The organism is Methylomicrobium lacus, from assembly GCF_041897535.1.
Lineage (GTDB): Bacteria > Pseudomonadota > Gammaproteobacteria > Methylococcales > Methylomonadaceae > Methylomicrobium > Methylomicrobium lacus_A.
On record NZ_CP169217.1, the window covers coordinates 3,929,874 to 3,956,538 of the forward strand.

A 26,665-nucleotide genomic window follows, 5' to 3' on the forward strand; every position below is an offset into this window, starting at 1 on the left:
AATGCCGGCAGACCTGCTTTGGATTTCCGAAAGCCGTTTGCAGCCTGGATCTGGAAGAAAGGTGGCCTTAAACCGGCACGAAAGCGACATTGGTCGCGCCGGCCTTTTGAATTTTTTCGGCGAGCGCTTCGGTCACGATCACATACAGCGTCGTTCTGAGTAAAAAGATCGGCTGCCCGCGCCACATCTCCTCGTGCATGACCAATTCGCGTTTTTCGTCATCGAACGCTTCGTGTTTGCAAACCGCGCATATCGAAATCGGCGCGCCGCCTTTCGGGTAATCCGATTCCGCGCGCACCAGAATCTGGTAATAGGGTTCTATCAGCGTTTCCGGATGGCCGGAATCGAGGCCGGAGGGCAGGCCGCTGTCGTTGCGTTTGCCGATTTTGCGCGGCTTGACCGGAACGATTTCGACGTCGCCGACCAACCCATCGAACACGATCCGCTTCATCCGTTCCGATACGACGAAGCTGCGAATGTTCGGCCATAAAAAGTCGGCATCGGGGACCGTTTGATTGTCGTAGTAGGCGGGCTGGAAGTTATCGCCGGGTTTGAAGGTCTGGAAGGCCGCGCAGTCGGCATCGAGATAGCCGGCGACTTCCTGCTGCATCGCCGCATGTTCCTGTTCCGAAATCGGCCAGCGGCTTCTGAAGCGCGGGTCGTTCTGGATTTGCGGCGGCGCTTCGAGCGCAAGAATGCGGCTGCCGCCGTAGGTCGCATTGCAGGCATTGCAGCTGACGCCGGGAAAACGGTAGACATATTCCAGATTACCGTTGATTGCCAAGTTCTGGCTGTCGGAACTGTATTCCGGGGACTGCATTCGGAAAAATCGCACGAGACACCTATTCGCTAAAAAACATTTTCACGGTTCGAATAACCCTGGGCTATTCAGTACCGCCGGAGTCTAAACCAACGGCGAGGGACATGCAAGCGGAGAGGCGGTGAGATTACACGTTCGGATCGCGCCGATTCAAGCAGACAAGGCCTGCATTTCGTGGAGGATCTGTTGCGGCGTGATCTTGACCAGACAATGCAGGTGCCCTAAGGGACATTCACGTTTAAAACAGGGCGAGCAGTCCAGGTTCAGGCTGATGATGCGCGCATTTTCGTTCAGCGGCGGCGTAAAGTAGGGGGCGGATGAGCCGTAAATCGCGATCAATTTTTTATTTAAAGCCGCGGCCACATGCATCAAGCCGGAATCATTACTGATCACCACATCCGCCAGCGATAATAAATCGACTGCTTCACTCAGCGTGGTTTTTCCGGTCAAATCGATACAGGCATCGTGGCTCAGCCGATTGATCTCGGCGGCGACGGGAGCGTCCTTGGGCGAACCGAACAGCCAGACTTGCCAGCCTTCCCGGCGTTTCAGGCGCGCGAGCTCCGCATAATGGGCGGCGGGCCAGCGTTTGGCATCGCCGTATTCGGCGCCCGGGCATAACGCCAATAGCTTGCCTTGCGTCTGTAAGGCAAATTTATCGCAGGCTTGCTGGCGGCTTTCGGCGGCGACGCGAAGCTGGGGAGCCGGGCATTCGGGCGGGGTGGAAGGCTCCGAGGGTTCCGCCAGGGCGACGAAACGCTGTACGGTTTGCGTCAAAACCGTCTTATCCAGTCGGCGCACGTCATTCAACAGTCCCCAGCGGCACTCGCCGGTATAGCCGGTTCTTAACGGAATGTGGGCGAAAAACGGGATCAGGGCGGATTTCCAGGTGTTGGGCAGCAAAATCGCTTGATCATAGCGATGAGCGCGCAAGCTTTTGCCGAGCTTGATGCGCTCCCTTAAGCCGAGCTGCCCGCGCGCGAGCGGCGGCATGGGCAGCGCCTGGGAGACTTCCGGCATTTTATCCAATAACGCAAAGGTCCAGACGGGAGCCAGAACATCGATTTGGGAATGAGGGTGGTGCCGTTTCAGGGCGATCAACAGACTTTGCGCCATCACCATGTCGCCGACCCAGGACGGGCCGACGACCAAAATCCGGGCAGGTCGTGACATCGCGCTTAAATCAGGAGAATGGCTAATCATCGAATCCTTTCATCAATCAAGGGAATCTTGAAAAATTAACCCTTCCCGTCGTCAAGGCCCATTAATGATCAAAAGAGCTTGGGCAGCATGAATTGTACGGTGAAATTCGCCGACCAGTCGGGCGCTGCATCGGGCCTTACGACGTTATAGTACCCTTCCAATTTCGTGTTAATCGCAAATTTGTCCATATTAAATAACTTACCCACGCCGGCGCCGACAGGAACTGTCCAGCGGTTATCGGAGTGAGAATTCCAGTTAGCGATCGTGTTCATGTCGGTGGTCAAGTACCAACCTTGCCCGATATTGTAGTTCGCAAAGGGCTCCAAATTCAGTTGGCTGACGCTTTCGCGTGAATCATTACCGAATACAGACCATATTTGCTTGGATTTAAAACCTAAGGTCCAAGGACCCGGCTGGGTCACGACCATCATCGCAGGACCCACGCTGAATTTGCCGCTGCCCAGTTGCCGCGCTGTATGATCGTCCGCGTTACCGAAACGCGTGTCGGTCGGAAACACGAAAGTAGGCCCGAAACCCCAACGAAAATCACCCGAAGTTTCCGGTGAAAAAAGTGACGTGAAAGTCGTATCGCCCAGACCGTTTGAGCCATTGCCGGGATATGGCTCAGGCAATTCTTCGATGCCGGTGACAGGACCTGGAGTCCCCATGAAGTTCAACGATAACTGATTAATCATGTTCCAGTTGCCGAGCGACACCGGGATGATGGGTTTGATTCTGCCGATCGATACATCACCGTTCTCCGCGCCGCCATGATGCGTATATTCCAATGGAACGCTAAACACCGGAATCAATGGATTCTGCGCCGCTTTCAGCCAGTCTTCGGTTTGTTTAGGCTCGTCATCCGCGCTAGCCATTTGCAGGCTGAGCAGCGAAGTCAGGCCCGCCGTAATGATGATTTTACGAGTTAACATACATTTCCCCCTCTTTTGAAGCGACTAATCAAGCGTTATTAAGATAAACAATTCAGCTTATTGTGAGATTATTTTAACGTAAATTATAATGTAAATTCCGATAAGCGTTCAGCAATAAGTCGGCAGGCATGATGTCACCCCTACGATCAATAGCACAAACCAGGGAATTTTTTCTCAAGATAGCTTGCTGCTTTTAAATCCTTTAAACGAAAAATCATCGGAAACGGGTTCAATCTGAAAGATGCGATTCGGCATGCGGGTGTTGAATTTTTTCTCTCTTCCATTCAAGTCGCGTTCGCGCAAATTGAAGGTATTGCAATCGGCTATCAAATGCGAGCGTCCTCCGGGCATTTCAAAGGCATCCTGAACCCATTTGACCGGGAACCATGAGCTGGTCCCTTGAATGCGATCGATCAATTGAAAACCGTGATCGTAAATCAGCACTTCGCCTTTCCTCGAGTTCGACAGCATATAGCCTTTTGAATGCTTGCGGATATGATGCGCTCCGCTCAAGCCGGTGATCACAAGATCAAGGGCCAGCGATTTTTTGTCTATACGCGCAACGGCACCCTGGTAAAACAGGATAGTCAAAATTTTATCGGGATCATAAGGGTCGGTGATCGCGGAGTTCAAATGCGTCGTCTGTAATTTACCCGAATAACATTTAAGCCGATGATCCATCGTTTTATCGATGCTTCTGACGCCGCCGCCATAGGCGTTGGCATAGCCGCTTTCGGTGGCCCACCAGGACCAAATGATCTCTCCCGCCAGATTGACCTCCAAGATCGCATCGACGCCGCTGGAGGTCACCAACAGGCCGTTTTCCGTCCGGCGCAGCGAACGCAACTGCGAAAACCAGGGGCTGCGAATTTCCAGATCGATTTCACCCTGAGCGTTCAATCTGGCAATATGTTCGTCGCCTGGCACGCCATCCTCGGCGCAGGGCAATCCGCGGATAAAGTACAAGCCTTCCCCTTCAACGAATTCCATTCCGAAGGGTTTGACCGGATAAATCTCCTCCAGCAGTTTAATTTTGCCCAACTCGCCCTGATGCTCCAGGAGTTGAATTTTTCCTCCGGGCTCACCTTTGAAAACCTCGTTTGACCGATCCTTGCCTTTTACAATCCGATCAAATCTAAATTTTGCGTATTCCCAATTGGTTTGGGGATAGGAAACAACAAATTTCATTTAATACCTTTCTTTTAAACGTTGCAGAGGATGCCGCACGTACGGTTTTCTAAGTTCTCTAAGTGGCTCGAAGACATCTCTATTCCGAGCAAACATTGCTGTTCAGTCTTTCATGAGTCGAAAGGCTTACAAATCAGGTCATTCACCCGTTCTTATCTTAACCATAAATTTAGCGAAAGACCACAGCAAAAATAATGCGGCCGGTTTTTGAGCGAAACCGGTACGTCAAAGCGGCGGGGGAGGGGTAGTGGGTCAATGCATCGCGAACCGGTGGATCTGCTCTTCTGTTGTGTGGCGTTCACGGATAGCGCATGGCGATAGAATTCACTTACAATAACCCGTGTTTTTCCTGGTCCCCGCCACCGGCCTGTCTTTGAATAGTTACTCTGCAACGATGAATGCCTTACTCTGGATTGAACCCCATGTCTAAACCGGCCTACAGCGTCGAAATCGATTTATCGATTCCGTTTCACGACGCCGATATGATGGAAATCGTCTGGCACGGCCATTATGCCAAATATTTCGAAATCGCCCGCTGCGCCTTGCTCGACCGGATCGATTACAATTATTTTGCGATGCGCGATTCGGGTTATGCCTGGCCGATCATCGACCTGCGCATCCGCTATGTGAAGTCCGCGGTGTTCGGGCAAAACGTAAAGGTCAGGGCCGCCATCGCCGAATGGGAAAATCGCCTGAAGATCGAATATTTGATCACCGACGCGCTGACCGGCGCCAAACTGGTCAAGGGGCATACGATTCAGGTCGCGGTGGCTATGCAAAATAAAGAAATGTGCCTGGAGTCGCCGCCGGTACTGTTCGAAAAACTGGGAGTCAAGGTGCCGTGAGGTTGTGGATTATTCTTTTATTATGGCTGCCCTGGCAGGGCGTTCTGGCGGTCGGTCTGCTCGCCGACATCGGCGCGCGGCTGGTCAAAACCGAGATCACCGAAGGCCGCTTCCGTCAGGAAAAAACGATCAAGGTCCTGAAAAAACCGCTGATCTCGACGGGCACGTTTACCTATCACCGCAAGCGGGGCGTGATCTGGCAGACGCTGACGCCGGTGCCTTCGCTGCTGCTGGTCAACCAGACGCGCTTATTGACGACGCAAGGCGAACAGGCCTTGCCGCCCGCCTTCGGCCGAGTGTTTACCGCGATGTTCGGCGGCGACTTGCAATTAATGAACGAAGGCTTCGCCATTGCCGGCGCAAACGGGCAGGGCGCATGGCAGCTGCAATTGCAGCCGAAGGATGCTATGCTGAAAAAGATCATCACCGGCATGCAGTTGACCGGCGACAAGGAATTGCAGCGGCTCGACATCCGCGAGGCGAACGGTAATTCCACGCGCATCACCTTCGAGCACATCACCCATCCCGAGGCTTTGACGCCCGCACAGGAAACCGATTTTGAACGTTTATCGTCCCCGCGTTAGCGCCGGAATCTGGCTGCTCGGGATGCTGCTGCTCGGCGCGCTCGGCCTCGAAACGCTGAGCCGGGACTGGCTCGAAACCGGCTTCCTGGCGCTGTTGCCGAAAATCGAACGACGCCCCGAAGTCGCCGAAGCGATCGAGCGGCATAGTCAATTGCTCAATCGCAAGGTGATCTGGCTCAGCGGCGCGGCCAGCGCGGAGGCGGCGATCGCGAATGCGAGACAGTTGGAGAGGCAGGTCAGGGGCAGCGGGCTGTTCGGCAACATCATGTTTGAAGTGGCGCAGGATCAGACCGTCAACCAGTACAAGCGGCTTTTCGCCTACCGCTATCAATTGCTCGATGCGGCTACGCGCAAGCTGCTGGAGACGAATCCAAAGGCTCTGCTCGACCAGAACCTCGAGATGCTCTACAGCCCGGTCGGCCAGATGCAGGCGGCGATGCTCGAACGCGACCCCCTGCTGCTGTTCGGACGTATGATAAGTGCGCAAAAACCGGGCAATCTGAGTCTGGAGCAGGGCGTCGTGGTGCTTAGGGATGGGCGAAAGGTTTGGGCGCTGCTGCTGGCCGATCTCGACAACAGCCAATTGCCGCTCGAAAAACTCGAAAGCCTGCTGCAACTGAGCCGAAACGCGGCGGCCACGCTGGAAAAGGCCGGCGGCGAATTGCTGGTTTCGGGCTTGCCTCTGTTCACCGCTTACGGGGCGGAGTCGGCCAAGCAGGAAATCTCGACGGTCGGCGTCGGCTCCAGTATCGGCATCATTTTATTGTTTTGGTTCACGTTTCGCAGCGTCAGGCCGCTGTTGTTGTCGGCGACCGCTATCGCGAGCGGCCTCGTCGCCGCGTTGATCGTCAGCGTTTGGGTATTCGGCAAGATTCACATCATCACGCTGGTGTTCGGCGCGAGTTTGATCGGCGTGGTCGATGACTACGCGCAGCATTATCTCTGCGACAGTTTCGGCGAGCGGGACTGGAATCCGCGCAAGGGACTCGCCGCGATTTTTCCGGCGCTGTTCCTGGGGCTGATCAGCAATCTGTTGAGCTACGCGGGCCTCGGCTTCTCGCCGTTTCCGGGTCTCCAGGAAGTCGCGTTGTTTTCCGCGGCCGGGCTGTTCGCGGCCTGGTTGACCGTGGTGCTGCTGTTTCCGCTGCTGCTGACCGGTTTTAAGTTTGCGCACGAACCGGCATTGCTGAAACTGGCCGTGCTTTGGGAACGGGATTGGCCGGCCTGGGCGCTTAAAAATCGCCGCTGGCTGGCACCCTTGCTGCTGGTCGTGCTGGCCGTCGGCATCTGGAAATTGACGCCACGCGACGACGTGCGCCTGCTTCAGTCCGCGCCGCCGGCATTGCTGCAAAGCGCCGAAAAAATCAGCCAGCTTTTGCAGGTTCGGGACAGTCAGTTTTTTCTGGTTTCGGGCAAGGATCGGCAGGAATGGCATCAAAACGAACAACGGCTGCTCGAAAAGCTCGATGCCTTGGTACAGAGCAAGGCGCTGAAATCTTACGAAGCTCTCAGCCGTTACTGGCCCGATCCTGCGACTCAGCAAAACAATTACCGCTTGGTGAAGCATACGCTTTTTGACTCGGGTCTGGCCGGGCGTTACATGAACGATCTCGGCTTCGACCGCGCCGCGATCGCCGCCGAATCGAAAGCCTTTATTGAGGCCGAACCCAACACGCTGAAGCTGGAAGACTGGCTTGCCATGGCCGACGAAGGCAAACGGTCGTTATGGCTCGGCTGCGCAAAAGAGCACTGTTCCGGCATCGTGGCCCTGAGCCAAGTTCAGGACTTTGCCGCGTTGGCATCTTTGCAGCAATTACCCGGCGTCGTCTGGGTCGATCATGTCGAAGAATTATCCTCACTGTTCGCGCGCTACCGGATCAGGGCTAGTCTGCTGTTGTTTTCGGCGTTCGCCTTGGTGTTGGCAGGCCTGTGTTTCAAATTCGGCTGGCGCGGCGCCGCCACCGTGATGGCTATTCCGCTGATCTCGTCGCTGACCGCGCTGGCGCTGACCGGCTGGTTCAATCAATTGTTCAGCCTGTTCAATCTGTTCGCGTTGCTGCTGGTTTTGGGCATCGGCGTCGATTACGCGGCGTTCTTTTTCCTGGCCGGCGAAAGACGCACCAGCACCTCGCTGGCGGTGACCCTGTCCGGTCTGACGACCCTGCTGTCCTTCGGCTTGCTCGCGGTCAGTTCGACCGAGATCGTGCATGCGTTTGGATTTACCGTTGCGGTCGGGATCATCACCGCGATGTTGACTGCGCCGTTGATTGGCTCATTCACTCAAGCCGGTTCGGATCAATAATATTCCTGCTCCGCTTTGTTCTGGACGGGGGCTTTCGTATCCCTAAGCCCCCTTGTCATCGCAAACAGTATCAGCTCTTTCATGGCGTTAGGTCGTTGCGCAGGTTGTCATCGCTCGATAGCTAAACCACATTCGGCTGTTGCCTGGCTTCTGATGTGTGCGGTTGTTCACGTTTCTTTGCCTCCACCAAAAGGCTTATGTTGGCAGGTGTTAAACTCTCTTAAGCCATTCCCAAAAACAGCTTTCTGATCTTTGGCATTCATCGAAAAAGCACCCTGAAAATTTCCGCCGGATTCAGTGCTCCGGCCAGAGCCAGCGTTTTTATTTTTAGTGAGGAAAATTTTATGAAACATATTTTGTTAAAATCCTGCTTGCTTGCCGCTATCTTCAATGCACCCGCCTATGCGGATACGGTCTCTATGACCGAATCACTGAACGATAAGTTGAAATGCACACAGGGTGGTGAATGTACGGTTGAAACTGTGGGCAAATTCAATGTCACCGCAAAAATAGACGGTACGACATTCGAAGAGAACGGGATACTTTTGAATGGCCTCAACGAGGACACGCCCATCGAAATTAGTGTGGGTGATTATTCGTTTACGGGAACATTAGCCGATGCCGACAGTGCCACGCTGACCGGCACAAAAATAGCCGCAAAATGGCTGGAAACCTATGACGAATGCCTGAATGATTCCTGTGAGCGCTCCAAAACCGTTATCCCTGCACAGGTTAGCGTCAGTGGGGGATTAAATGGGATGGTTCTGAAAATAGCAGGAAAAAGCAAGGTGGGGGATTTTGACGAATATGGCTCCAGGGCTTTTGCGGATTACTGTGATGAGGCCGGCGATGGGGCTGTGCTCAATGAAGATGCGACATTGAGCGTCGATGGAACCGAGCTTTCCGGCCAACTAGAAATCACCTGCAAGGTCAAAACAAAGACAGTGACCAAAAATGACGAATCATTCGATTTGGTTTCTACCACGGTAAGAGCGAGGCTTTTAGGCTTTTGATTGGGTTGCGCCTGGACGGGCTTGCAACCCTGTCCAGGCTTAGTGGATCCGCCTCCCAATTGATTTTAAGGCGAAGCCGTAACTTTTATGCTGACTTTTTCCGGCTTCCGCGACCGGCATTTAATTGATGTTAAACGCTGCATCGCTGATATCGCAGAGCGGCAAGGTTTTATTCAGGCAGATTTTTAGCAGCGCCTGCTTGCCGGCATAGAGTTTTTTCGGGATTGTCCAGGTTTTGAGTTCTGCACCATTCGTCGCGCTCCCTATTTTTTTCCAGTTGATGCCATTGTCCACGGACACATAGAGCAGCAAGCGCTTGTCCTTTGCGAGGTCGCGAGACGACCAGAGAATCGTTTGTTTAGTTCCCTCTTTCCAAATTTCGCCGCCGTTGGGGGATTGAAGGGTTATACTCGGAGAAAACGGCAGTTTTGCGACGAAGACATCAGCAGCCCCGCGCCTTTTAGGATTCTGGGCATTCACCGTGGGGAAGTTGGTCGAGTAAGTCACGCCCGTAACATAAGCGCTGCCAGCGCCGTCCACGGCGATGCCGACGCTACTATCCGAAGCACCGCCGCCAAGATAAGTGGAATACCCGATATTTTGACCGTCGCCGCTGAGTCTGAACACAAAGGCGTCATCGCTGCCCCGAAGCTTTGGATAGGCGGCGTTCACCGAGGGAAAGTCGGACGAGCTAGTACTGCCCGTGACGTAAGCGTTGCCCGCGCTATCCACGGCGATGTCGGTACTATCATCGAGTCCTTTGCCGCCAAAATATGTGGAATAGCCGACGTTTTGTCCGTCGCCGCTCAGCTTGAATACAAAGGCGTCGCGTTCCCCCCGAAAGTGCCGATACTTGGCGTTCACGCTGGTGGGGAAGTCGGACGACGCGGTAATGCCCGTCACATAAGCGTTGCCTTCGCCGTCCACGGCGATGCCTCCGTCGGTTTCCCACTTGCTACCGCCAAAATAAGTGGAGTAGACGGCGTTTTGCCCATCGGCGCTGAGTTTGGACACAAAGGCGTCGGACTCACCTCGAAGGTTCGGATACTTGGCGTTCACCGCCGGAAAGTCGGTTGACCGGGTCTGACCCGTGACGTAAGCGTTGCCCTCGCCGTCCACGGCGATACCGCCACTGCTTTCCGATTTACTGCCGCCAAGATAAGTGGAATAGCCGACGCTTTTTCCGTCTCCGTTCAGCTTGAGCACAAAGGCGTCAGTCTCGCCTCCGAAGTTTGGATACAGAGAGTCCGCTGTCGGGAAGTCGGTCGATTGGGTGCTGCCCATCACGTAAACGTTGTCCTTCCCGTCCACGGCGATGCCCCAGCCGCCATCCGCTTCAGTGCCGCCAAGATAAGTGGAATAGACGACGTCTTGTCCGTTGTCGCTGAGTTTGAACACAAAGGCGTCAGTCGTGCCTCCGAAATTCGGATACAGTTCGGTCACCGTCGGGAAGTCGGACGAGCCGGTATAACCCGTGACATAAGCGTTGCCCTTGCCGTCCACGGCGATGCGATTGCCGACATCCTCATCGCTGCCGCCAAGATAAGTGGAATAGGCGATACTTTGGCCATCGTCGCTAAGTTTGAACACAAAGACGTCAGACTTACGCCCAGGAGGCTGAGGGTTCACGGGGAAGTCTGACGAGGAGGTTCCGCCGGTGACATAAGCGTTGCCCGCGCCATCCACGGCGATGCCTTTGCCCCAATCGTCACCACTGCCGCCGAAATAAGAGGAATATGCCAGCACCGGATCAATCACCAGAGGGTGAGCCACATCGTAAGCGGCGACCTGGATGCCGATTTGTGAGACGTTAGCTTTCCCGTTTTGCTGATCGGGAGGCGATTGATGCAGCACAAAGCGTCCTTCGACATTTTTCCGCTTACCGGCGATAGTCTGAAAAACCACCGGCTTTTGCAGGCGCAGTTCGCCATCCTTCGTGTCTAAAAGTAAATCGCCCGCCGCGTCGATGCGCATGCCGTCCGCACCGCTAAAATCGAGCCGAATGTGCTTGGGATCGGCGCCCGGCTGCACGATAAAGTCGTATTCCAATTGCCGCTGCTTGCCGTAATACACCAAGTCGATGCCGGGATACACGCCCTGATAGCGCACTTTGCCGTAAGTCGACGCGCCGGTGCGCCATTGCTTCGGGTCCTTGCCTTTCAGGTAATTGACCTTGCCCGGCAATACGTCCTGCCCTTCGATGATGGGTTCGGGATTCGCGTCGACCAGTTTCATGCGCAGCGCCAGGGGTTCGGCGGAAGCCGCCGGCTTTGCAGCGGATTCCTTCTCTGTCTTACGCAAAGCCAACACCGCTTCGGTCGGCGTTAAAAACAGCGTGTAGCCTTGGCCGCGCGACATAAACCTGACCGCTCTGTCGCTTTGCCCCTCATTGCGCTCGAAGCTCAGCGGCAACTGCCCGTAGGACGTCGAAAGCTTCTGGTTAACGTCCGCCTTAGGCGGCGTCATCGGCAGTTGGCCGGCGTGCGCCGAAAAAAAGGTTCCCGATAGAACCGTCATTAACAGCCTGTTACGCATAATACCTTCTTGTTTTTAAAGATTGGGTTTGAATTTTGTCATTGCTCATTGCGCCCGTGCGGGCGCTGGAATAGGGCCAGTATATAGAAATTTTGGCAATCGGGCTGTCAATTTTGTGGCTCATCATGGCGTAGCGTCCTTGCCCGAGCCTCCGAAATGCTCAGGATAGGATAAGCATTCGAATCGGTGCCTGTGCTATGCTTTTTTGTTTACCAGAAAATTGTATGAAACCTATTGCTTTAAAATCCTGTCTTCTTGCTGCCGTCTTCAGCGCCACAGCTTACGCAGATAATGTCGTCGTGACCGAATCGCTGAGCGACAAAGTGAAATGCGTCAATAAGGTTTGCTATGTCGTAACCGAGGGAAAATTTAATGTCTCGGCAAAAATCTCCGCCGATTCATTCGCACAGCATGACATCTATTTGGACGAGATCTACGCAGATACGCCTCTTGAGATCAAGGTAGGCAATTTTCAATTTGCATCAACGCTGGCCGATGCCGACGTTTCTAAGTTTACAAACAGAGGCGTGACAGCCAAATGGTTTCAAACCTATGACGAATGCCGGAACGAATCCTGTGACAAAATCAAGACCGTCAAATATGAACAGGTCGGCGTCAATGGCGGATTAAACGGCATTGCTCTGAAAATATCAGGAAAAAGCAAGGCGGGGGGAGATGATGAATATGGCCGCGGAGTTTTTGCGGATTCATGCAAGGAGGCGGGGGATGGGGCGGAGCTTTCCGGAACTGCCACATTGACCGTTGATGGCATTCCCCTTTCCGGTGGTTTAACAATCAACTGCAAGGTCAAAACAAAGACAGTGACCAAATATGGCGAATCATTCGATTTGGTCTCTGCCACGGTTAGAGCAGGGCTTTCGGACATGTAATTTTCTTAAGCCTGGACAGGCTTGCCTCCCTGTCCAGGCTTGGATAAAGCCGTTTTTGAGTGGCGCGAATCACTGTCATGCAACCGTAAAACGAAAAACAGCATTCTCCCTGTCGCTGGTATAGCCATATGCCTATTTTTGCACTGATCATCGTTCTGATATGGCTTTCCGGTTGCCGCTCGCTGCCCGAAGCGCCCGGCATCTCTTCGGAAGAATTACAGGCTATCGAGGCGCGTTACGGCGTCAAGGCGCGCGAACGCGTTCAGTCCTGGCGGCATGCGATCGCAGACAATCAATCGCAACCGGTTGCGGAAAAGCTCAATATCGCCAACCGGTGGTTTAACCGGCTGAAATTCGAAGATGACAGCGTGCATTGGCACAGCGAAGATTATTGGGCGACCCCAATTGAAACCTTGGCCACCAACGGCGGCGATTGCGAAGATTTTTCGATCGGCAAATATTTTACGCTGAAGGAGTTGGGCATCGACGATCAGTGTTTGCGATTGACCTATGTCAAATCGCTGACGCTGAACCAGCCGCACATGGTGTTGAATTATCAATGCGATGGCGGCGCGACCAGTCTGGTGCTCGATAATATTGTGCCGGAGATCATGCCGTCGGTCGACCGCAGCGACTTAGTGCCCGTTTACAGCTTCAACGCAGGCGGACTCTGGCTAGCCAAGCAGCAAGGCATGGGGCAGCAGGTCGGCGGTTCCGAGCGCTTAAGTCTGTGGACGGAGCTATTGGGGCGCATTGCCCGGCCGTTTAGCTCAAGCCGGGATTATTGAAAGCAAAATGCCTGCTTCCTGATGTTTTAACGGAGAGTGCGGGCGAAAATTGTAACGCCGCATTAAGAAATCGGCGAATTCCGATTATACTGGCGGGTTTTAATAGTCTTCGGGTTTTACCCCATCTCATTCGCAGCCATTATTTTTTCATGGAATTCAAATTACTCAGCACCGACGGCGCCGCCCGTCGCGGCCGTCTGGTTTTTCAGCGCGGCGTGGTCGAAACGCCGATCTTCATGCCGGTCGGCACCTATGGTGCGGTCAAGTCGCTGACGCCGGAGGATTTGACCGGCCTCGGCGCCCAGATCATCCTCGGCAATACCTTTCACCTGATGCTCAGGCCCGGCATGGACGTGATCAAGGCGCACGGCAGCCTGCATGAGTTCATGCGCTGGGACAAGCCGATCCTGACCGATTCCGGCGGCTTTCAGGTGTTCAGTCTCGGCGCTCTGCGCAAGATTACCGAACAGGGCGTGACCTTCCGCTCGCCGATCGACGGCAGCAAGATCTTCATGGGGCCGGAAGAGTCGATGCAGGTGCAGATGGATTTGGGGTCGGACATCGTGATGATTTTCGACGAGTGTACGCCGTATCCCGCGACCGTGCAGCAGGCGGCCGATTCGATGCGGCTGTCGCTGCGCTGGGCCGAACGCAGCAAGAAGGCGCACGGCGACAACCCGTCGGCCTTGTTCGGGATCGTGCAGGGCGGCATGTACGAGCATTTGCGTACCGAATCGCTCGCCGGCCTGGTCGATATCCGTTTCGACGGTTATGCGATCGGCGGCTTGTCGGTCGGCGAGCCGAAGGATGAAATGATGGCGACACTGGATTTTCTGGCGCCGAAGATGCCGGCCGACAAGCCGCGTTACCTGATGGGCGTCGGCACGCCGGAGGATCTGGTCGAGGCGGTCCGGCGCGGCGTCGACATGTTCGATTGCGTGATGCCGACCCGCAACGCGCGCAACGGCCATCTCTTTACCCGTTTCGGCGTGATCAAGATCCGGAACAGCCAGTATCAGGCCGACACCCGGCCGCTCGACGAAGACTGCGGCTGTTATACCTGCCGGAATTATTCCCGGTCCTATCTGCGCCACCTGGACAAATGCGGCGAAATGCTGGGCTCGCGGCTCAATACGATTCACAATCTTTATTACTATCTGAGCCTGATGCAGGAAATTCGCGAAGCGATCGAAAGGCAGGCGCTGGACAATTTTGTCCGCGAATTTTACCGGCAACGAGGCAAAACGGCGCCGCTTATGGCATAATACGATAATTTACCATTAGTATAATAATTTTTCGAGGCAAATCATGAGTTTCTTTATCTCCGACGCGATGGCAGCCGCGGCACCGGCCGCGCAACAAGCGCCCGGCATCGAGGGCATGCTGTTCCCCTTGGGCATCCTGCTGTTCTTCTATTTCATGTTCCTGCGTCCACAATCGAAACGCGCTAAGGAAAAGAAGGAAATGCTCGCCAAAATGCAGAAAGGCGCCGAAGTAGTGACCTCGGGCGGCATTTTGGGCAAGGTCGCCGATCTGGACGACAATTTCGTCAAAATCGAAGTCGCCGACAATGTATTCATTCAGGTGCAGCGGCAAAGCGTCGAAAACATCATGCCGAAGGGCACCTACAAGGCCGTGGCCAAAAAGATTTCCACCAACAAGGTCTGATTTGGGCGCGTCCTGACGCGTGGGGTTCTCTCAGGTAGCGAGAGACGATTCAATAACTGGAATGATGTAGCATGCAAAACCATTTCCCGCTCTGGAAAAATATCTTAATTCTGGCCGTTTTCGTCGTTTCGGCGATCTATGCGCTGCCGAATCTGTATGGGGACGATCCTTCCGTGCAGGTGTCTCCGACGCATTCGGCTGCGATGGATCTGGGTCAAGCCAATAAAATCGAAGCAGCGATCAAGGCGGCCGGTGTTGCCATCAAGGCCTTTGAATACAAGAACGACCGGGTGTTGGCTCGGTTCAACAATACCGATGATCAGATCAAGGTCGCTGATTTGCTTCGAGATCAGATGGGCGACAATTATACGGTTGCGCTGAATCTGGCGCCTGCGACGCCGGCCTGGCTGGATGCGTTGGGCGCTAAGGCGATGTATCTCGGCCTCGACCTGCGCGGGGGCGTGCACTTTCTGATGGAAGTCGATATGGATGCAGCGGTCAAGCAGGCCGAAGATCGTTATAACGACGATGTGCGCCAGGCGTTCAGAACGGCGAAGATCCGCTACCAGTCGGTCAGCAAGGAAGGCGCCCAAATCAAGGTCAAATTGAACTCGGTGGACGATCGTGCCGCGGCGGCCGGGTTGCTGGCGCGCGATTTTCCGGGGCTCAATATCCAGGATACCCCGGCGCAGGATGAAATTTTGCTCGCAATGTCGGAGAAGGAAGTCCGCGAAATCAAAAAGAACGCGGTCGGCCAGAACATCACGACCTTGCGTAACCGGGTCAACGAATTGGGTGTGGCCGAACCGGTGATCCAGCAGCAGGGCGACAACCGTATCGTCGTGCAATTGCCCGGCGTCCAGGATACCGCCCGCGCTAAAGAAATTCTCGGCACTACCGCGACGTTGGAATACCGTCTGGTCGATACCGAGCATGACGTGCAAAACGCGGTCGAAGGCCATGTGCCGGCCGGCAGCCGCCTGTATTACGAGAAGAACGGCAATCCGATTCTGCTCGACCGCCGGATCATCGTGACCGGCGACCAGATCGTCGATGCCTCTTCCGGCATGGATCAGGATGGCCGCCCGGCGGTGTTCATCACCTTGAACGGCGCCGGTGCTTCGAAGATGGGCAAGGTGACCCAGGACAACGTCGGCAAGCCGATGGCGGTCGTGTTCATCGAATATAAGGTCGACACGAAGGTCGTCGACGGCCAGAAAGTCCGTACCAAGCAAAAAGTCGAAAAAGTGATCAGCGTCGCGACCATCCAGGGCGTGTTCAGCAAGCGCTTCCAGACCACAGGTCTCGACGGTCCGGGTGAGGCGCGCAATCTGGCGTTGCTGCTCAGAGCAGGATCCTTGGTCGCGCCGGTCGACATCGTCGAAGAGCGTACGGTCGGTCCCAGCCTGGGTCAGGAAAATATCGGCAAGGGCATCAATTCCAATGTCTACGGCTTCATAGCGATCACGCTGTTCATGATTGCCTATTACCGTCTGTTCGGCGTTTTTTCCGTCGTCGCCTTGGGCGTGAACGTGTTGCTGCTGGTTGCGGTGCTGTCTTTGCTGCAAGCCACGTTAACGCTACCGGGCATGGCGGGCATTGCACTGACCGTGGGCATGGCCATTGACGCCAATGTACTGATCAACGAGCGAATTCGCGAGGAGCTTAGGATCGGTATGACTCCAAATGCCGCCATTTATGCCGGTTATGAACGAGCGTTTGCGACCATTTTAGATTCCAATATCACCACCTTGATTGCCGGCATCGCGTTGTTCATGCTGGGCTCGGGCCCCATTCGCGGTTTTGCGCTGGTGCTGTGTATCGGAATTTTAACCTCCATGTTCAGCGCGGTTCTGGTGTCGAGAGCGTTGGTCAATGGCGTGTACGGTTGGCGGCATAAATTGGATAAATTGGCTATCTAAATTCGAGGACTCAATGGAATTATTTAAAATTAAACGCGATATCCCGTTTATGCGCTATGGTCGGGTGACTACGACCATTTCGCTGGTGACTTTTATTTTGGCGATATTCGCATTGGGCTTTAAAGGGCTTAATTTGGGCTTGGACTTTACCGGCGGCATCCAAATCGAAGTTCGTTACGATCAGCCGGCTAACCTCGAAACCGTGCGAAATATTCTGGAAGAGCAGAAGCTAACCGAATCTTCGGTGCAGAATATCGGAAGCGTGAAAGATGTACTGATCCGTTTGCCCATGAAGCCCGAAACCAACAACGCCAGGTTGAGCGAGATGGTGTTGGCAAAATTGAAAGAGCAAGATGCCGGTGTCGTGTTACGCAGCGTCGAGTTTGTTGGACCGCAAGTCGGCCAGGAATTGTTCGAAAGCGGTGGATTGGCGCTGATGTTAGTCGTCGCGGGAATTATGGGTTATTTGGCTGTCCGCTTCGAGTGGCGTTTCGCGTTGGCGGCCATCATCGCCAACATGCACGACATCGTGATTATTCTCGGCATGTTCGCGTTTTTTCAATGGGAATTCACGTTGCCGGTGCTGGCCGGCGTATTGGCGATATTGGGCTATTCGGTTAACGAATCGGTCGTGGTGTTCGACCGGGTACGGGAAAATTTCCATAAGATGCGCAATGCGAGCGTACCCGACATGATCGATAACGCCATCACCACGACGATGTCGCGCACCGTGATTACGCACTTTATGACGCAGCTGATGGTGTTGGCGATGTTTTTCTTCGGCGGCGAAGCGCTGCATAATTTTGCGCTGGCGTTGACTATCGGTATCGTGTTTGGCATTTACTCGTCCGTTCTGGTCGCAAGCCCTATCTTACTGTGGTTGGGCGTATCGAGTAGAGATCTGATCACAATAAAAAAAGACAGCGCAGAAATCGACAATTTACCTTGACGATAACGGCTGATCTGTTACAAAACCGGCCGCTAATCGGCTATAATTCCCGACTCTTAACATCATTATCCATCTGGAGTTTTTTTTACAATGGCGATAGAACGCACTTTTTCCATCATCAAACCTGACGCAGTAGCCAAAAATGTCATCGGCGAAATCTACAGCCGTTTCGAAAAGAACGGTCTGAAGATCGTTGCGGCGAAGATGATTCATCTGACCCAGGCGCAGGCGGAAGGTTTTTATGCGGTGCACAAAGAGCGTCCGTTTTTCAAGGATCTGGTATCGTTCATGATTTCAGGCCCCGTGATCATGCAGGTTCTGGAAGGCGAAAACGCGATCGCGCTTAATCGCGAAATCATGGGGGCGACCAATCCTAAAGATGCGGCGCCAGGCACGATTCGCGCGGATTTTGCGAGCAGCATCGACGAAAACGCAGTGCACGGTTCCGACGGTCCGGACACTGCCAAAGAAGAAATCGCTTTCTTTTTCTCGGACAATGAACTCTGCGCCCGCACCCGCTAAGTCGGCGTTGATCAATTTGCTCGATTTCGACAGAAAAGGCCTCGCGGCCTTTTTTGCCGAACATGGCGAAAAACCGTTTCGCGCGACTCAATTGCTGAAATGGATTTATCAGGAAGGCGTCGACGATTTCGAGGCGATGACCAACCTGAGCAAACCGTTGCGCGCCTGGCTCACGGAGCATTGCCGGATCGAGGCGCCCGAGATCGTGCTTGAACAAAAAGCGTCCGACGGCACCTGTAAATGGGTGCTGGAGACGCATTGCGGCAACCGGGTCGAGACCGTATTCATTCCGGAAGAGAGCCGCGGCACCCTGTGCGTGTCTTCGCAAATCGGCTGTGCCTTGGCCTGTTCGTTTTGTTCGACCGCGCAGCAGGGTTTCAACCGCAATTTGAGCGCCGGCGAAATCATCGGCCAGGTGCTGGCCGCGCAAAAACGGCTCGGTTCCGAGCGCAAAATCACCAACGTCGTGATGATGGGCATGGGCGAACCGTTGTTGAATTTCGACAACGTGGTCGCGGCGATGAATCTGATGATGGACGATTTCGCCTTCGGCCTGTCCAAGCGGCGCGTCACGTTGAGCACGTCCGGCGTGGTGCCGGCGATGTACCGCTTGACCGAGGTTTGCGACGTGAGCCTCGCGGTGTCGTTGCATGCGGTCCGGGACGAACTGCGCGATCAGCTGGTACCGATCAACAAGAAATATCCATTGAAGGAACTGATGGAAGCCTGCCGGGACAATGCGAAAATCGCGCCGCGGCGCACGATCACCTTTGAATATGTGATGCTCGACGGTATCAACGATACGTTGGAAGACGCGAAAGGCCTGATCAAATTGTTGTCGACGGTGCCCTCCAAACTGAATCTGATTCCGTTCAACCCGTTCCCGAATTCGCCTTACCGTTGCTCCAGCAACAACCGGATCAACCAGTTCAAGGTGATGCTGAACGAGGCCGGCATCGTGACCACGGTCAGAAAAACACGCGGCGAAGACATCGATGCAGCCTGCGGCCAATTGGTCGGCAAGGTGCAGGACAAGAGCCGCCGGCATTTGAAATTGAAAGCCGCGGAAAATGAACGCGCCGCTTAATAGGACTCAACTTGTGACCCGGATTTGGCTTTTCTGTGCGGCGCTGACTCTGAGCGCTTGTTCCTGGTTCGATAGTAAGTCTCCCGATCGCGATGCGAAGCAAGTCTCAGAGACTTATTACCAGCTCGGTGTCCGTTATCTGGACTTGAACAAGCTGGAAGAGGCGAAGGAGAATCTGTCGCGCGCGATCGATGAGGATTCCGATAATGCCCAGGCGCATAATGCCTTGGCGTTTCTGTATGAAAAATTAAGGCAGGATGACGAGGCGGAAGATCAATACGAGATCGCGCTGAGTATCAAGCCTGACGATTTCGGCACGCAAAACAATCTCGGCCGGTTTTGGTGCGAACACGGAAACCCTGAGAAAGGCCTGGAACTGTTGGCCAAGGCGGGCGACAATCCTTTAAACGAGCGTCAGTGGCTGGCATTGACCAACGCGGGACGTTGCGAACTGATACTCGGTCATGCTGATCGGGCGGAGACGGCTTTCAGAAAAGCGCTGGATTTGAATAAGACCTATGCGCCTGCCTTGGCAGAAATGCAGAAAGTCAGTTATCAAAAGGGGGATCTGTGGCCGGCGAAAGCCTTTCTGGCGCGTTATCTGAGCGTTGCCGGGCATACGCCGGAAACCTTGTTTATCGGCTATCATACCGAGCGTGCGCTGGGCAATCAAGCCGCCGCGGAAGAATACCGCACCCTGCTGGGAGATATATTCCCGAACTCCAGCGAAGCGAAAAAAATCGGGTCTGCTCGCAAATAACAGACTTTTAAATCATGGCAAATCATATACAAGCAATCCGCGGCATGCACGACGTGCTTCCCGAGCAGGCACCGCTTTGGCAATATGCCGAAACTATCATTCGGGAGGTTCTGGGCGCGTATGGGTATAGCGAAATACGCACTCCGATCGTCGAAAAAACCGAACTGTTCAAACGCTCGATCGGCGAAGTGACCGACATCGTCGAAAAAGAGATGTACACCTTCGACGACCGTAACGGCGATTCGTTGACCTTGCGTCCCGAGGGCACGGCAGGCTGTTTAAGGGCTTGCCTCGAGCACGGTTTGCTCGCGAATCAGACGCATCGCCTCTGGTATTACGGCCCGATGTACCGGCACGAACGGCCGCAGAAAGGGCGTTACCGGCAGTTTTTCCAACTGGGTGTCGAAACCTACGGCATGGCGGGACCCGACATCGATGCCGAGCTGATTCTGATCATGCATCGGATGTGGCAGCGCCTGGGTATTCGCGACAAGGTGCGCCTGGAGATCAACTCGCTCGGCACGATCGCCGAAAGAAGCGCCTACCGGGAAAGTCTGGTGACCTATTTCAAGGCCCATACCGATCAGCTGGACGCCGACAGTCTCCGACGCCTCGAAACCAATCCGCTCAGGATTCTCGACACCAAAAATCCAGACATGAAAGCCGTGGTCGGCGGCGCGCCGGTGCTGATGGATTACTTGGGCGAGTCAAGCCGCGCGCATTTTGCCGGCTTCAGGAAAATTCTCGATGACCTGGGCGTCGCCTACGAGATCAATGTGCGCCTGGTGCGCGGCCTCGATTATTACTGCAATACCGTGTTCGAATGGGTGACCGACGAGCTGGGATCGCAAGGCACCGTTTGCGCCGGCGGCCGCTACGACGGCCTGATCGAACAACTGGGCGGCAAGGCCAGCCATGCGGTCGGTTTTGCCATGGGCATCGAACGCGTATTGGCATTGGTCGAAACGCTGACCGACGTGCCGGTTGCCCGTCCGGTCGATGCCTATCTGATCAGGGTAGGGGAGCAGGCCGAACGCGCCGGCATCCGAATCGCGGAATTGCTGCGCAGCGAAGTACCGCAATTGAAGCTCCAGGTCCATTGCGGCGGCGGCAGCTTTAAAAGCCAGTTCAAGAAAGCCGATAAGTCGGGCGCCGAGTTTGCGATCATTCTGGGCGATGACGAAGTCAGCCGCGGCGAGATTGCCATCAAGCCCTTGCGCTCGGGCAATGAGGCCGAGTCTGCGCAATCGAGCCTCGGCGAGCAGCAGGCGGTCGCGTTTTTCCGGCAGCGCTACGGGAAAGTTTAAGTAATTGATTTTGAAATTTTAAAAGGGAAACGTTGTGGCAATCTACGATTCAGAAGAAGAACAGCTTGAGGCCCTGAAAGCCTGGTGGAAAGAAAACGGTACCTCGACGATCGTCGGTGTGGTTGTCGGCATTGCGCTGATCAGCGGCTGGAATTTTTGGCGCGCGCACCAGCAGGAAAAAGCGGCGCAGGCCTCTGTTGCCTACAGCCAGCTGACCAAGGCGGTCGAGGCAAACAATCAAAACGCGGTCGAGCAAGTGGGCAAACGCCTGCATGACGAGTTTGGTGACAGCAATTATGCCGCTTATAGCGGTTTGCAACAAGCCAAATTGAAGGTCCAAAAAGGCGATCTGGCCGGCGCGAAAGCGATTCTGAAAGAGATTGCGGCGCAGTCGAATAAGGAACTGGGCCATGTCGCCCGCCTACGTCTGGTCCGCTTAATGCTGGCGAGCGGCGAATATGAACAGGGTCTGCAACTGATCAATGAAGTTGACCCGGCGACTAAAGCCGGTTTTGCGGCCAGTTACGACGAACTGGCCGGCGACTTGTACGTGGCGATGGACCGAATCGATGAAGCGCGCACCGCTTATCAAAGTGCGTTGAACAGCGGTGATCAGTCGCCGTTGCTGAAGATCAAGCTCGACGATCTGACCGCCGGAGAACCCGTTCCTGTCGCACAGCCGGCCAAAGATTCGAAATAATGCGTTTTCTCCTGGTATTGTTGATCACGGCCGGGCTCAGCGCATGTGCGTCGATGGAGTCAGCGGGCGAGGCGTTGGAAGGAATCAAGGATTATGTGCTAGGCGGCGAAGATAACGCCGAACCGCCCACGCCTTTGGTCGAATTGACCGAGGAAATCAAAGCCGAGATACTCTGGAAGGAATCGGTCGGCGTCGGCGCCGACGAAAAAACGCTGAAGCTGGTTCCGGCGGTCGGCGCCGGTAAAGTCGTTGCCGCGGATGTGGACGGCTTAGTCGAGGCGCACAAGATCAGCGACGGCGAGCGGGTTTGGGAAACCGAAACAGACTACCATTTCTCAGGCGGGCCGGGGCTTGGCGACGGCATCGTTATTTTGGGCACGACCGATGCGGAAGTCGTTGCGCTGAGGCTCGAAACCGGCGAAAAATTGTGGACCTCATCGGTTCCCGGCGAAGTGTTGTCGATCCCTGCCGTCGCAAAGGGTATCGTGCTCGTGCGCTGCACGGACGGTTCGATCACCGCGCTGAATGAAAAAACCGGGGCGAAAGTCTGGAGCTATGAGCGCAGCGTGCCGGCTTTAAGTATTCGCGGCACCGGCGCGCCGATCATCGTCGAAGACAACGCGATTTTCGGCGAAGACAACGGCAAGCTGATCGCCTTGCGCTTGACGGACGGCAAGCTGACCTGGGAAACCGGCATCGTGGTGCCGAAAGGGCGCTCCGAAATTGAACGACTTGTCGATCTCGATGTGGACCCTGTCGCCGAGGGCGGCGTGGTGTATATCGCCAGCTACCACGGCGGCGTTGGGGCGGCGTCGGAACTCGACGGCTATCTGCTCTGGCACAACGAACAAATTTCCTCTAATTCGGGTCTGAGCATCGCCGACCGCCATTTATATGTGACCGACACCGACAGCAATGTGCTGCAACTCGACGACCGCTCCGGGTCTTCGCTGTGGAAGCAGAAGGAATTGCAGTACAGGAAGCTGACCGCACCGGCCGCATATGACAACTACGTCGTCGTTGGCGATCTGGAAGGCTATGTGCATTGGTTATCCAACAGCGACGGCAGACAGTTGGGACGAGTCCAAATTACCGACGGACCGATCGACGCGAAACCTGTGGTCGCCGATAATACAGTTTTTGTTTACGCCAAAGACGGCACGCTGGCCGCATTAAAGGTTCGCTGATCCGGCAGGCTGCCTGCTTTTCGGCAGCCGCCATGGGAACCTCTTCAATAACTCACCTTTTTCAACACTATGCTACCCGTTATCGCCTTGGTCGGAAGACCCAATGTCGGCAAGTCCACCCTATTCAATTATCTGACCCGTACCCGCGAGGCCCTGGTCGCCGATTATCCGGGACTGACCCGCGATCGCCAGTACGGACGCATCAAGCACGGCGATATGGCCTGTCTGGTCGTCGATACCGGCGGCATCGCGGACGATGCGGAAGGCATCGACAGTTTTTCGAGAAAACAGGTACAGGTCGCGCTCGAAGAAGCCGATGTGGTGTTTTTTCTGGTCGATGCGCGCGAAGGGCTGAGCGCTTCGGATGAAGTGATTGCCGGCAGTTTGCGTAAACTCGGCAAACCGGTCGTACTGGTCGTGAACAAAATCGACGGCATCGACGCGAACACGGTCGCCGCGGATTTTCATGCCCTTGCCTTGGGCGATCCCGTCTATATCGCCGCGGCGCACGGACGCGGCGTCCCCGATCTTCTGGGCGGCATCCGCCATTTATTGCCGAAAGTCGAGCTGGAAGCCGAAGCCGCGCCGAAAGGCATCAGCATCGCGGTGGTCGGACGGCCGAATGTCGGCAAGTCGACATTGGTCAACCGTTTGCTCGGCGAGGAACGGGTCGTCGTGTTCGACGAGCCCGGCACGACCAGGGACAGTATTTACATCCCGTTCGAACGGGGCGGCAAGACCTTCACTCTGATCGATACCGCCGGCATGCGTCGCCGGGCAAAGATTGCGGAAACGGTCGAAAAATTCAGCGTGATCAAGTCGTTGCAGGCGATCGAAAAGTCGAATGTGGTGATCTACCTGATCGACGCGAGCGAAGGCGTGACAGATCAGGATGCGCATTTATTGGGCCTGGTGCTGGAGACGGGGAGGGCTCTGATCATCGGCCTGAACAAGTGGGACGGGCTGTCGATCGAGCAGAAAGAAACGGTCAGGCGGCAACTCGATCTCAAACTGCCGTTTGTCGATTTTGCCGAAAAACATCCGATTTCGGCGCTGCACGGCAGCGGCGTCGGCAAGCTGTTCGATGTGGTGCAGAGCCTGTATGATGCGGCGATGCTGGATATGTCAACGCCGCTATTGACGCGCATCCTGAAGGAAGCGACCGATACGCATCAGCCGCCGATGGTCAACAACCGGCGCATCAAGCTCAAATACGCGCACCAAGGCGGACGCAATCCGCCGATCGTGGTCATTCACGGGGTACAAACCGACGCCTTGCCGAATTCATACAAGCGTTTTTTGATGAACTATTTCCGCGACCGCTTGCAGTTAAGAGGGACGCCTATCAAGCTGGAGTTCAAATCGCCCGCCAATCCTTTTGAAGGCCAAAAGAACAAACTGAGCGACCGGCAATTGGAAAAACGCAAACGCATGGTGCGGCACCGTAAAACGGAAAAGAAGTAAATTCCGCTAGAGCGCATCAGGACCCGCATCATGGCAACCATCGCTTTTCAAGGCAAACCGGTACATACCTCGGGCGAGCTTCCTGCCGTCGGCAGCAAGGCGCCCGATTTTTCCCTCGTGAGTGGCAAGCTGATGGAGGTTAGCCTGGCAACTTATGCGGGCAAGCGAAAAGTGCTGCATATCGTGCCGAGTCTGGATACGCCGACCTGCGCAATCTCGACGCGCAAATTCAATCATAAGGCGGCAAATCTGCCGAATACGGTCGTGCTGGCGATTTCCGCGGATTTGCCTTTCGCGCAATGCCGCTTCTGCGAATCCGAGGGTCTTAAAAACGTGATACCGTTATCGACTTTCCGCTCCGGTTTTGCCGTCGATTACGGGGTCAAATTAGTTGACAGCATTTTGGCGGGTTTGATGGCCCGCGCCGTGGTCATTCTCGACGAAAACGACACCGTGATTTACAGTCAGCTAGTCGACGAGCTGGCCCACGAGCCGGATTATGAAAGCGCTTTGGCTATTTTGAAAGATAAATCCTGAAGTAGATACGGCTAGCTCGTCGCAGGAAGGAATCGCGCGGGTTAGTCAAATAAGTCATTTGCCTATATCGGAGATAAATGGGCTGTCATTTTTAGTGAAAACCGTCGGCGACAGGACGGGAAAGATCCCTGATTGATTGTCGGATTTGAATTTGTCGTTCCCGATGCCATTATTTTTTGGCAAGGCAGCTTCTTTAATGCTATCGGCGTTTTGGGGCACTGCCACCGATTTTTCTGGCTCTTTCGATGGGATGATTGCCCCTGATGTAGACTTCGCTTCTGGAGAAGTCGGAGCGGCCTTAATCGGTAGGTCGGCGGCGTGCACATAACCCCGAGCGAGTTTTTTATTTTTGGCCGCATTGGTTTTGTCTTGTGCGTTGACAGCGCCAGGACTCACTTCCTTCGCCTTGGCAGGAGAATACGTGAATTGCGCGGGGGAGGGCACAGGGTTTGGGGCGGCAAGTCCAGGATTCTCTATCGCAGACTGAATTTCGGGCCCCGTTTGTAGTGGGGCTTGTCGAGCTGGGGGTACATTGCCTGGCCGGCCCGACATGAGTGATGACAGCGTGTTCAAGTTTTCCTGCGCTTTGGGAAAATAAACCGGCGATTCATCGATCGCTCTTCTGAGATATTCTTCCGCCGCCTCGTATTGGCCGTCGATCATGCAGACATAGCCGATCGTATTGAAGCTTTCATGGGGACTCATGATCCTGTTAAGCAAAGCGCTGGCACTGGGAAAAGCGCCGTGTTTTATTTCTATCAGGGCCAGGTTATTGATGGCGCGTTTGAACGTATTATCGAGGCTTAAGGCCTGGTTGAAGAACTGTCTCGCCGCGGCTTCGTTGCCGGCAAGATAATGGGAGTAGCCCAGATTATTCAACAATAAAGGGTTGCTCGGTTCTATTGCCAAGGCCGCCTCATAATGGGCAATCGCTTCCGCGTTGTTGTGCTCCAAATCGGCAATAACACCGAGGCCGTTATGCGATTTCCACTGGCGGTTGCTGTGCTTTACGGCTTGTGCCAAATAACCCTTGGCTTGGACCGCATTACCGTTTTCGAGCAGGTACAAGCCCAGATTTTCATTGGCGAAGGCATTGTTATTATCGATGGATAAGATTTCCTTATAAACGTTCCGCGCCAGCTCGGGATGTTTGCCGCGGCTCTGAATCAGTGCGATCTTTTCCAGTGCCTGGGTATTCCTTTTATTGTATTGCAAGGTTTTTACATAATAGAAAAGCGCATTGTCGGTTTTACCATCGGCGAATGCCGTTTCGCCCTTGGCGAAGGCTTCTGCTTCGGAGTTTACGGAGGGATCGAGCAGGTTCAGTATATTGTCGGAATTATCGCCTATGTTGTCCAAGTTGGGTTTTACCACTTGGCCACTGCAGGCACTTAATATCAATGCGGTTATGCATGAGAGAACCGCGGTACGAATATTTGCAGTTGGCATAAAATAATACTCG

25 protein-coding genes are annotated in these 26,665 nt (G+C 54.6%); 18 read left to right on the forward strand and 7 right to left on the reverse strand.

Annotation, left to right across the window (positions count from 1 at the left end; genetic code table 11):
* Positions 1–67: 67 nt before the first annotated feature.
* The 4 genes from ACEPPP_RS17605 to ACEPPP_RS17620 form a co-directional block, all read right to left on the reverse strand.
* On the reverse strand, positions 68–820 hold the full coding sequence (locus ACEPPP_RS17605) for a hypothetical protein (protein WP_374088667.1): 753 nt from the start codon (positions 818–820) through the stop codon (positions 68–70).
* Positions 821–970: 150 nt separating this feature from the next.
* On the reverse strand, positions 971–1,993 hold the full coding sequence (waaF, locus tag ACEPPP_RS17610) for a lipopolysaccharide heptosyltransferase II (RefSeq protein ID WP_374088668.1): 1,023 nt from the start codon (positions 1,991–1,993) through the stop codon (positions 971–973).
* 98 nt (positions 1,994–2,091) lie between these two features.
* Positions 2,092–2,955 (reverse strand): hypothetical protein, encoded by an 864-nt coding sequence (locus ACEPPP_RS17615; RefSeq protein WP_374088669.1) that lies wholly within the window; start codon positions 2,953–2,955, stop codon positions 2,092–2,094.
* Positions 2,956–3,129: 174 nt separating this feature from the next.
* Positions 3,130–3,996, reverse strand: coding sequence for an RHS repeat protein (locus ACEPPP_RS17620; RefSeq protein ID WP_374088670.1), 867 nt, complete (start codon positions 3,994–3,996; stop codon positions 3,130–3,132).
* 569 nt (positions 3,997–4,565) lie between these two features.
* Between ACEPPP_RS17620 and ACEPPP_RS17625 the strand changes: the two genes are divergently transcribed.
* From ACEPPP_RS17625 to ACEPPP_RS17635, 3 genes are read left to right on the forward strand one after another with little or no spacing between them, the layout of a single operon-like run.
* Positions 4,566–4,988 carry an acyl-CoA thioesterase gene (locus tag ACEPPP_RS17625; RefSeq protein WP_374088671.1) on the forward strand — a complete coding sequence of 141 codons (423 nt, stop codon included), beginning with the start codon at positions 4,566–4,568 and terminating at the stop codon, positions 4,986–4,988.
* The gene (locus ACEPPP_RS17630; protein ID WP_374088672.1) at positions 4,985–5,572 is read left to right on the forward strand and encodes an outer membrane lipoprotein carrier protein LolA; all 588 of its coding nucleotides are present in this window, start codon (positions 4,985–4,987) and stop codon (positions 5,570–5,572) included. Before ACEPPP_RS17625 ends, ACEPPP_RS17630 begins: the two co-directional genes overlap by 4 nt.
* A complete protein-coding gene (locus ACEPPP_RS17635; RefSeq protein ID WP_374088673.1) occupies positions 5,547–7,874 on the forward strand; it encodes an MMPL family transporter in 2,328 nt (775 codons plus the stop codon). Before ACEPPP_RS17630 ends, ACEPPP_RS17635 begins: the two co-directional genes overlap by 26 nt.
* Positions 7,875–8,041: 167 nt before the next feature.
* On the opposite strand, the gene ACEPPP_RS17640 is transcribed toward ACEPPP_RS17635, so the two are convergent.
* Complete coding sequence (locus tag ACEPPP_RS17640; RefSeq protein WP_374088674.1) at positions 8,042–8,227, reverse strand: hypothetical protein; 186 nt, start codon at positions 8,225–8,227, stop codon at positions 8,042–8,044.
* Here ACEPPP_RS17640 and ACEPPP_RS17645 point away from each other — a divergent pair.
* Positions 8,219–8,887 (forward strand): hypothetical protein, encoded by a 669-nt coding sequence (locus tag ACEPPP_RS17645; RefSeq protein WP_374088675.1) that lies wholly within the window; start codon positions 8,219–8,221, stop codon positions 8,885–8,887. The genes ACEPPP_RS17640 and ACEPPP_RS17645 overlap by 9 nt on opposite strands.
* Before the next feature lie 120 nt (positions 8,888–9,007).
* On the opposite strand, the gene ACEPPP_RS17650 is transcribed toward ACEPPP_RS17645, so the two are convergent.
* Entirely contained in the window at positions 9,008–11,422 is a 2,415-nt protein-coding gene (locus tag ACEPPP_RS17650) for an SBBP repeat-containing protein (RefSeq protein ID WP_374088676.1), read from the reverse strand.
* A gap of 224 nt (positions 11,423–11,646) precedes the next feature.
* Between ACEPPP_RS17650 and ACEPPP_RS17655 the strand changes: the two genes are divergently transcribed.
* The 14 genes from ACEPPP_RS17655 to tpx all read left to right on the forward strand — a co-directional run bounded on the left by ACEPPP_RS17655 (position 11,647) and on the right by tpx (position 25,203).
* Positions 11,647–12,312 carry a hypothetical protein gene (locus ACEPPP_RS17655; protein WP_374088677.1) on the forward strand — a complete coding sequence of 222 codons (666 nt, stop codon included), beginning with the start codon at positions 11,647–11,649 and terminating at the stop codon, positions 12,310–12,312.
* Between the two features lie 128 nt (positions 12,313–12,440).
* Positions 12,441–13,100, forward strand: a complete 660-nt coding sequence (locus tag ACEPPP_RS17660; protein WP_374088678.1) for a transglutaminase-like cysteine peptidase — start codon at positions 12,441–12,443, stop codon at positions 13,098–13,100.
* Positions 13,101–13,249: 149 nt separating this feature from the next.
* Positions 13,250–14,365 carry a tRNA guanosine(34) transglycosylase Tgt gene (tgt, locus tag ACEPPP_RS17665; RefSeq protein ID WP_374088679.1) on the forward strand — a complete coding sequence of 372 codons (1,116 nt, stop codon included), beginning with the start codon at positions 13,250–13,252 and terminating at the stop codon, positions 14,363–14,365.
* A 43-nt stretch (positions 14,366–14,408) separates the two neighbouring features.
* Complete coding sequence (gene yajC, locus ACEPPP_RS17670) at positions 14,409–14,768, forward strand: preprotein translocase subunit YajC (protein ID WP_374088680.1); 360 nt, start codon at positions 14,409–14,411, stop codon at positions 14,766–14,768.
* Positions 14,769–14,839: 71 nt separating this feature from the next.
* Positions 14,840–16,690 carry a protein translocase subunit SecD gene (gene secD / locus ACEPPP_RS17675; protein WP_374088681.1) on the forward strand — a complete coding sequence of 617 codons (1,851 nt, stop codon included), beginning with the start codon at positions 14,840–14,842 and terminating at the stop codon, positions 16,688–16,690.
* A 13-nt stretch (positions 16,691–16,703) separates the two neighbouring features.
* Entirely contained in the window at positions 16,704–17,639 is a 936-nt protein-coding gene (gene secF, locus ACEPPP_RS17680) for a protein translocase subunit SecF (RefSeq protein WP_374088682.1), read from the forward strand.
* A 90-nt stretch (positions 17,640–17,729) separates the two neighbouring features.
* Positions 17,730–18,161, forward strand: a complete 432-nt coding sequence (ndk, locus tag ACEPPP_RS17685; protein ID WP_374088683.1) for a nucleoside-diphosphate kinase — start codon at positions 17,730–17,732, stop codon at positions 18,159–18,161.
* Entirely contained in the window at positions 18,136–19,248 is a 1,113-nt protein-coding gene (gene rlmN, locus ACEPPP_RS17690) for a 23S rRNA (adenine(2503)-C(2))-methyltransferase RlmN (RefSeq protein ID WP_374088684.1), read from the forward strand. The genes ndk and rlmN overlap by 26 nt, the downstream gene beginning before the upstream one ends.
* Positions 19,249–19,261: 13 nt before the next feature.
* The gene (gene pilW, locus ACEPPP_RS17695) at positions 19,262–20,008 is read left to right on the forward strand and encodes a type IV pilus biogenesis/stability protein PilW (RefSeq protein WP_374088685.1); all 747 of its coding nucleotides are present in this window, start codon (positions 19,262–19,264) and stop codon (positions 20,006–20,008) included.
* A gap of 14 nt (positions 20,009–20,022) precedes the next feature.
* Positions 20,023–21,315, forward strand: a complete 1,293-nt coding sequence (hisS, locus tag ACEPPP_RS17700; RefSeq protein WP_374088686.1) for a histidine--tRNA ligase — start codon at positions 20,023–20,025, stop codon at positions 21,313–21,315.
* Positions 21,316–21,349: 34 nt separating this feature from the next.
* The gene (locus tag ACEPPP_RS17705; protein WP_374088687.1) at positions 21,350–22,015 is read left to right on the forward strand and encodes a YfgM family protein; all 666 of its coding nucleotides are present in this window, start codon (positions 21,350–21,352) and stop codon (positions 22,013–22,015) included.
* Complete coding sequence (bamB, locus tag ACEPPP_RS17710; RefSeq protein ID WP_374088688.1) at positions 22,015–23,202, forward strand: outer membrane protein assembly factor BamB; 1,188 nt, start codon at positions 22,015–22,017, stop codon at positions 23,200–23,202. The genes ACEPPP_RS17705 and bamB overlap by 1 nt, the downstream gene beginning before the upstream one ends.
* Before the next feature lie 69 nt (positions 23,203–23,271).
* On the forward strand, positions 23,272–24,666 hold the full coding sequence (der, locus tag ACEPPP_RS17715; protein ID WP_374088689.1) for a ribosome biogenesis GTPase Der: 1,395 nt from the start codon (positions 23,272–23,274) through the stop codon (positions 24,664–24,666).
* Positions 24,667–24,696: 30 nt separating this feature from the next.
* Positions 24,697–25,203 (forward strand): thiol peroxidase, encoded by a 507-nt coding sequence (gene tpx / locus ACEPPP_RS17720; protein WP_374088690.1) that lies wholly within the window; start codon positions 24,697–24,699, stop codon positions 25,201–25,203.
* 54 nt (positions 25,204–25,257) lie between these two features.
* Here the strand turns inward: tpx and ACEPPP_RS17725 are convergent, their stop codons facing one another.
* Positions 25,258–26,652 carry a tetratricopeptide repeat protein gene (locus tag ACEPPP_RS17725; protein ID WP_374088691.1) on the reverse strand — a complete coding sequence of 465 codons (1,395 nt, stop codon included), beginning with the start codon at positions 26,650–26,652 and terminating at the stop codon, positions 25,258–25,260.
* Positions 26,653–26,665: the final 13 nt, after the last annotated feature.

Coding starts and splice junctions, on each gene's coding strand:
- ACEPPP_RS17605 (WP_374088667.1), bottom strand. CDS start 820: ATGCAGTCCCCGGAATACAGTTCCGACAGCCAGAACTTGGCAATCAAC.
- waaF (WP_374088668.1), bottom strand. CDS start 1,993: ATGTCACGACCTGCCCGGATTTTGGTCGTCGGCCCGTCCTGGGTCGGC.
- ACEPPP_RS17615 (WP_374088669.1), bottom strand. CDS start 2,955: ATGTTAACTCGTAAAATCATCATTACGGCGGGCCTGACTTCGCTGCTC.
- ACEPPP_RS17625 (WP_374088671.1), top strand. CDS start 4,566: ATGTCTAAACCGGCCTACAGCGTCGAAATCGATTTATCGATTCCGTTT.
- ACEPPP_RS17645 (WP_374088675.1), top strand. CDS start 8,219: ATGAAACATATTTTGTTAAAATCCTGCTTGCTTGCCGCTATCTTCAAT.
- ACEPPP_RS17640 (WP_374088674.1), bottom strand. CDS start 8,227: ATGTTTCATAAAATTTTCCTCACTAAAAATAAAAACGCTGGCTCTGGC.
- ACEPPP_RS17650 (WP_374088676.1), bottom strand. CDS start 11,422: ATGCGTAACAGGCTGTTAATGACGGTTCTATCGGGAACCTTTTTTTCG.
- ACEPPP_RS17655 (WP_374088677.1), top strand. CDS start 11,647: ATGAAACCTATTGCTTTAAAATCCTGTCTTCTTGCTGCCGTCTTCAGC.
- ACEPPP_RS17660 (WP_374088678.1), top strand. CDS start 12,441: ATGCCTATTTTTGCACTGATCATCGTTCTGATATGGCTTTCCGGTTGC.
- tgt (WP_374088679.1), top strand. CDS start 13,250: ATGGAATTCAAATTACTCAGCACCGACGGCGCCGCCCGTCGCGGCCGT.
- yajC (WP_374088680.1), top strand. CDS start 14,409: ATGAGTTTCTTTATCTCCGACGCGATGGCAGCCGCGGCACCGGCCGCG.
- secD (WP_374088681.1), top strand. CDS start 14,840: ATGCAAAACCATTTCCCGCTCTGGAAAAATATCTTAATTCTGGCCGTT.
- secF (WP_374088682.1), top strand. CDS start 16,704: ATGGAATTATTTAAAATTAAACGCGATATCCCGTTTATGCGCTATGGT.
- ndk (WP_374088683.1), top strand. CDS start 17,730: ATGGCGATAGAACGCACTTTTTCCATCATCAAACCTGACGCAGTAGCC.
- rlmN (WP_374088684.1), top strand. CDS start 18,136: ATGAACTCTGCGCCCGCACCCGCTAAGTCGGCGTTGATCAATTTGCTC.
- hisS (WP_374088686.1), top strand. CDS start 20,023: ATGGCAAATCATATACAAGCAATCCGCGGCATGCACGACGTGCTTCCC.
- bamB (WP_374088688.1), top strand. CDS start 22,015: ATGCGTTTTCTCCTGGTATTGTTGATCACGGCCGGGCTCAGCGCATGT.
- der (WP_374088689.1), top strand. CDS start 23,272: ATGCTACCCGTTATCGCCTTGGTCGGAAGACCCAATGTCGGCAAGTCC.
- tpx (WP_374088690.1), top strand. CDS start 24,697: ATGGCAACCATCGCTTTTCAAGGCAAACCGGTACATACCTCGGGCGAG.
- ACEPPP_RS17725 (WP_374088691.1), bottom strand. CDS start 26,652: ATGCCAACTGCAAATATTCGTACCGCGGTTCTCTCATGCATAACCGCA.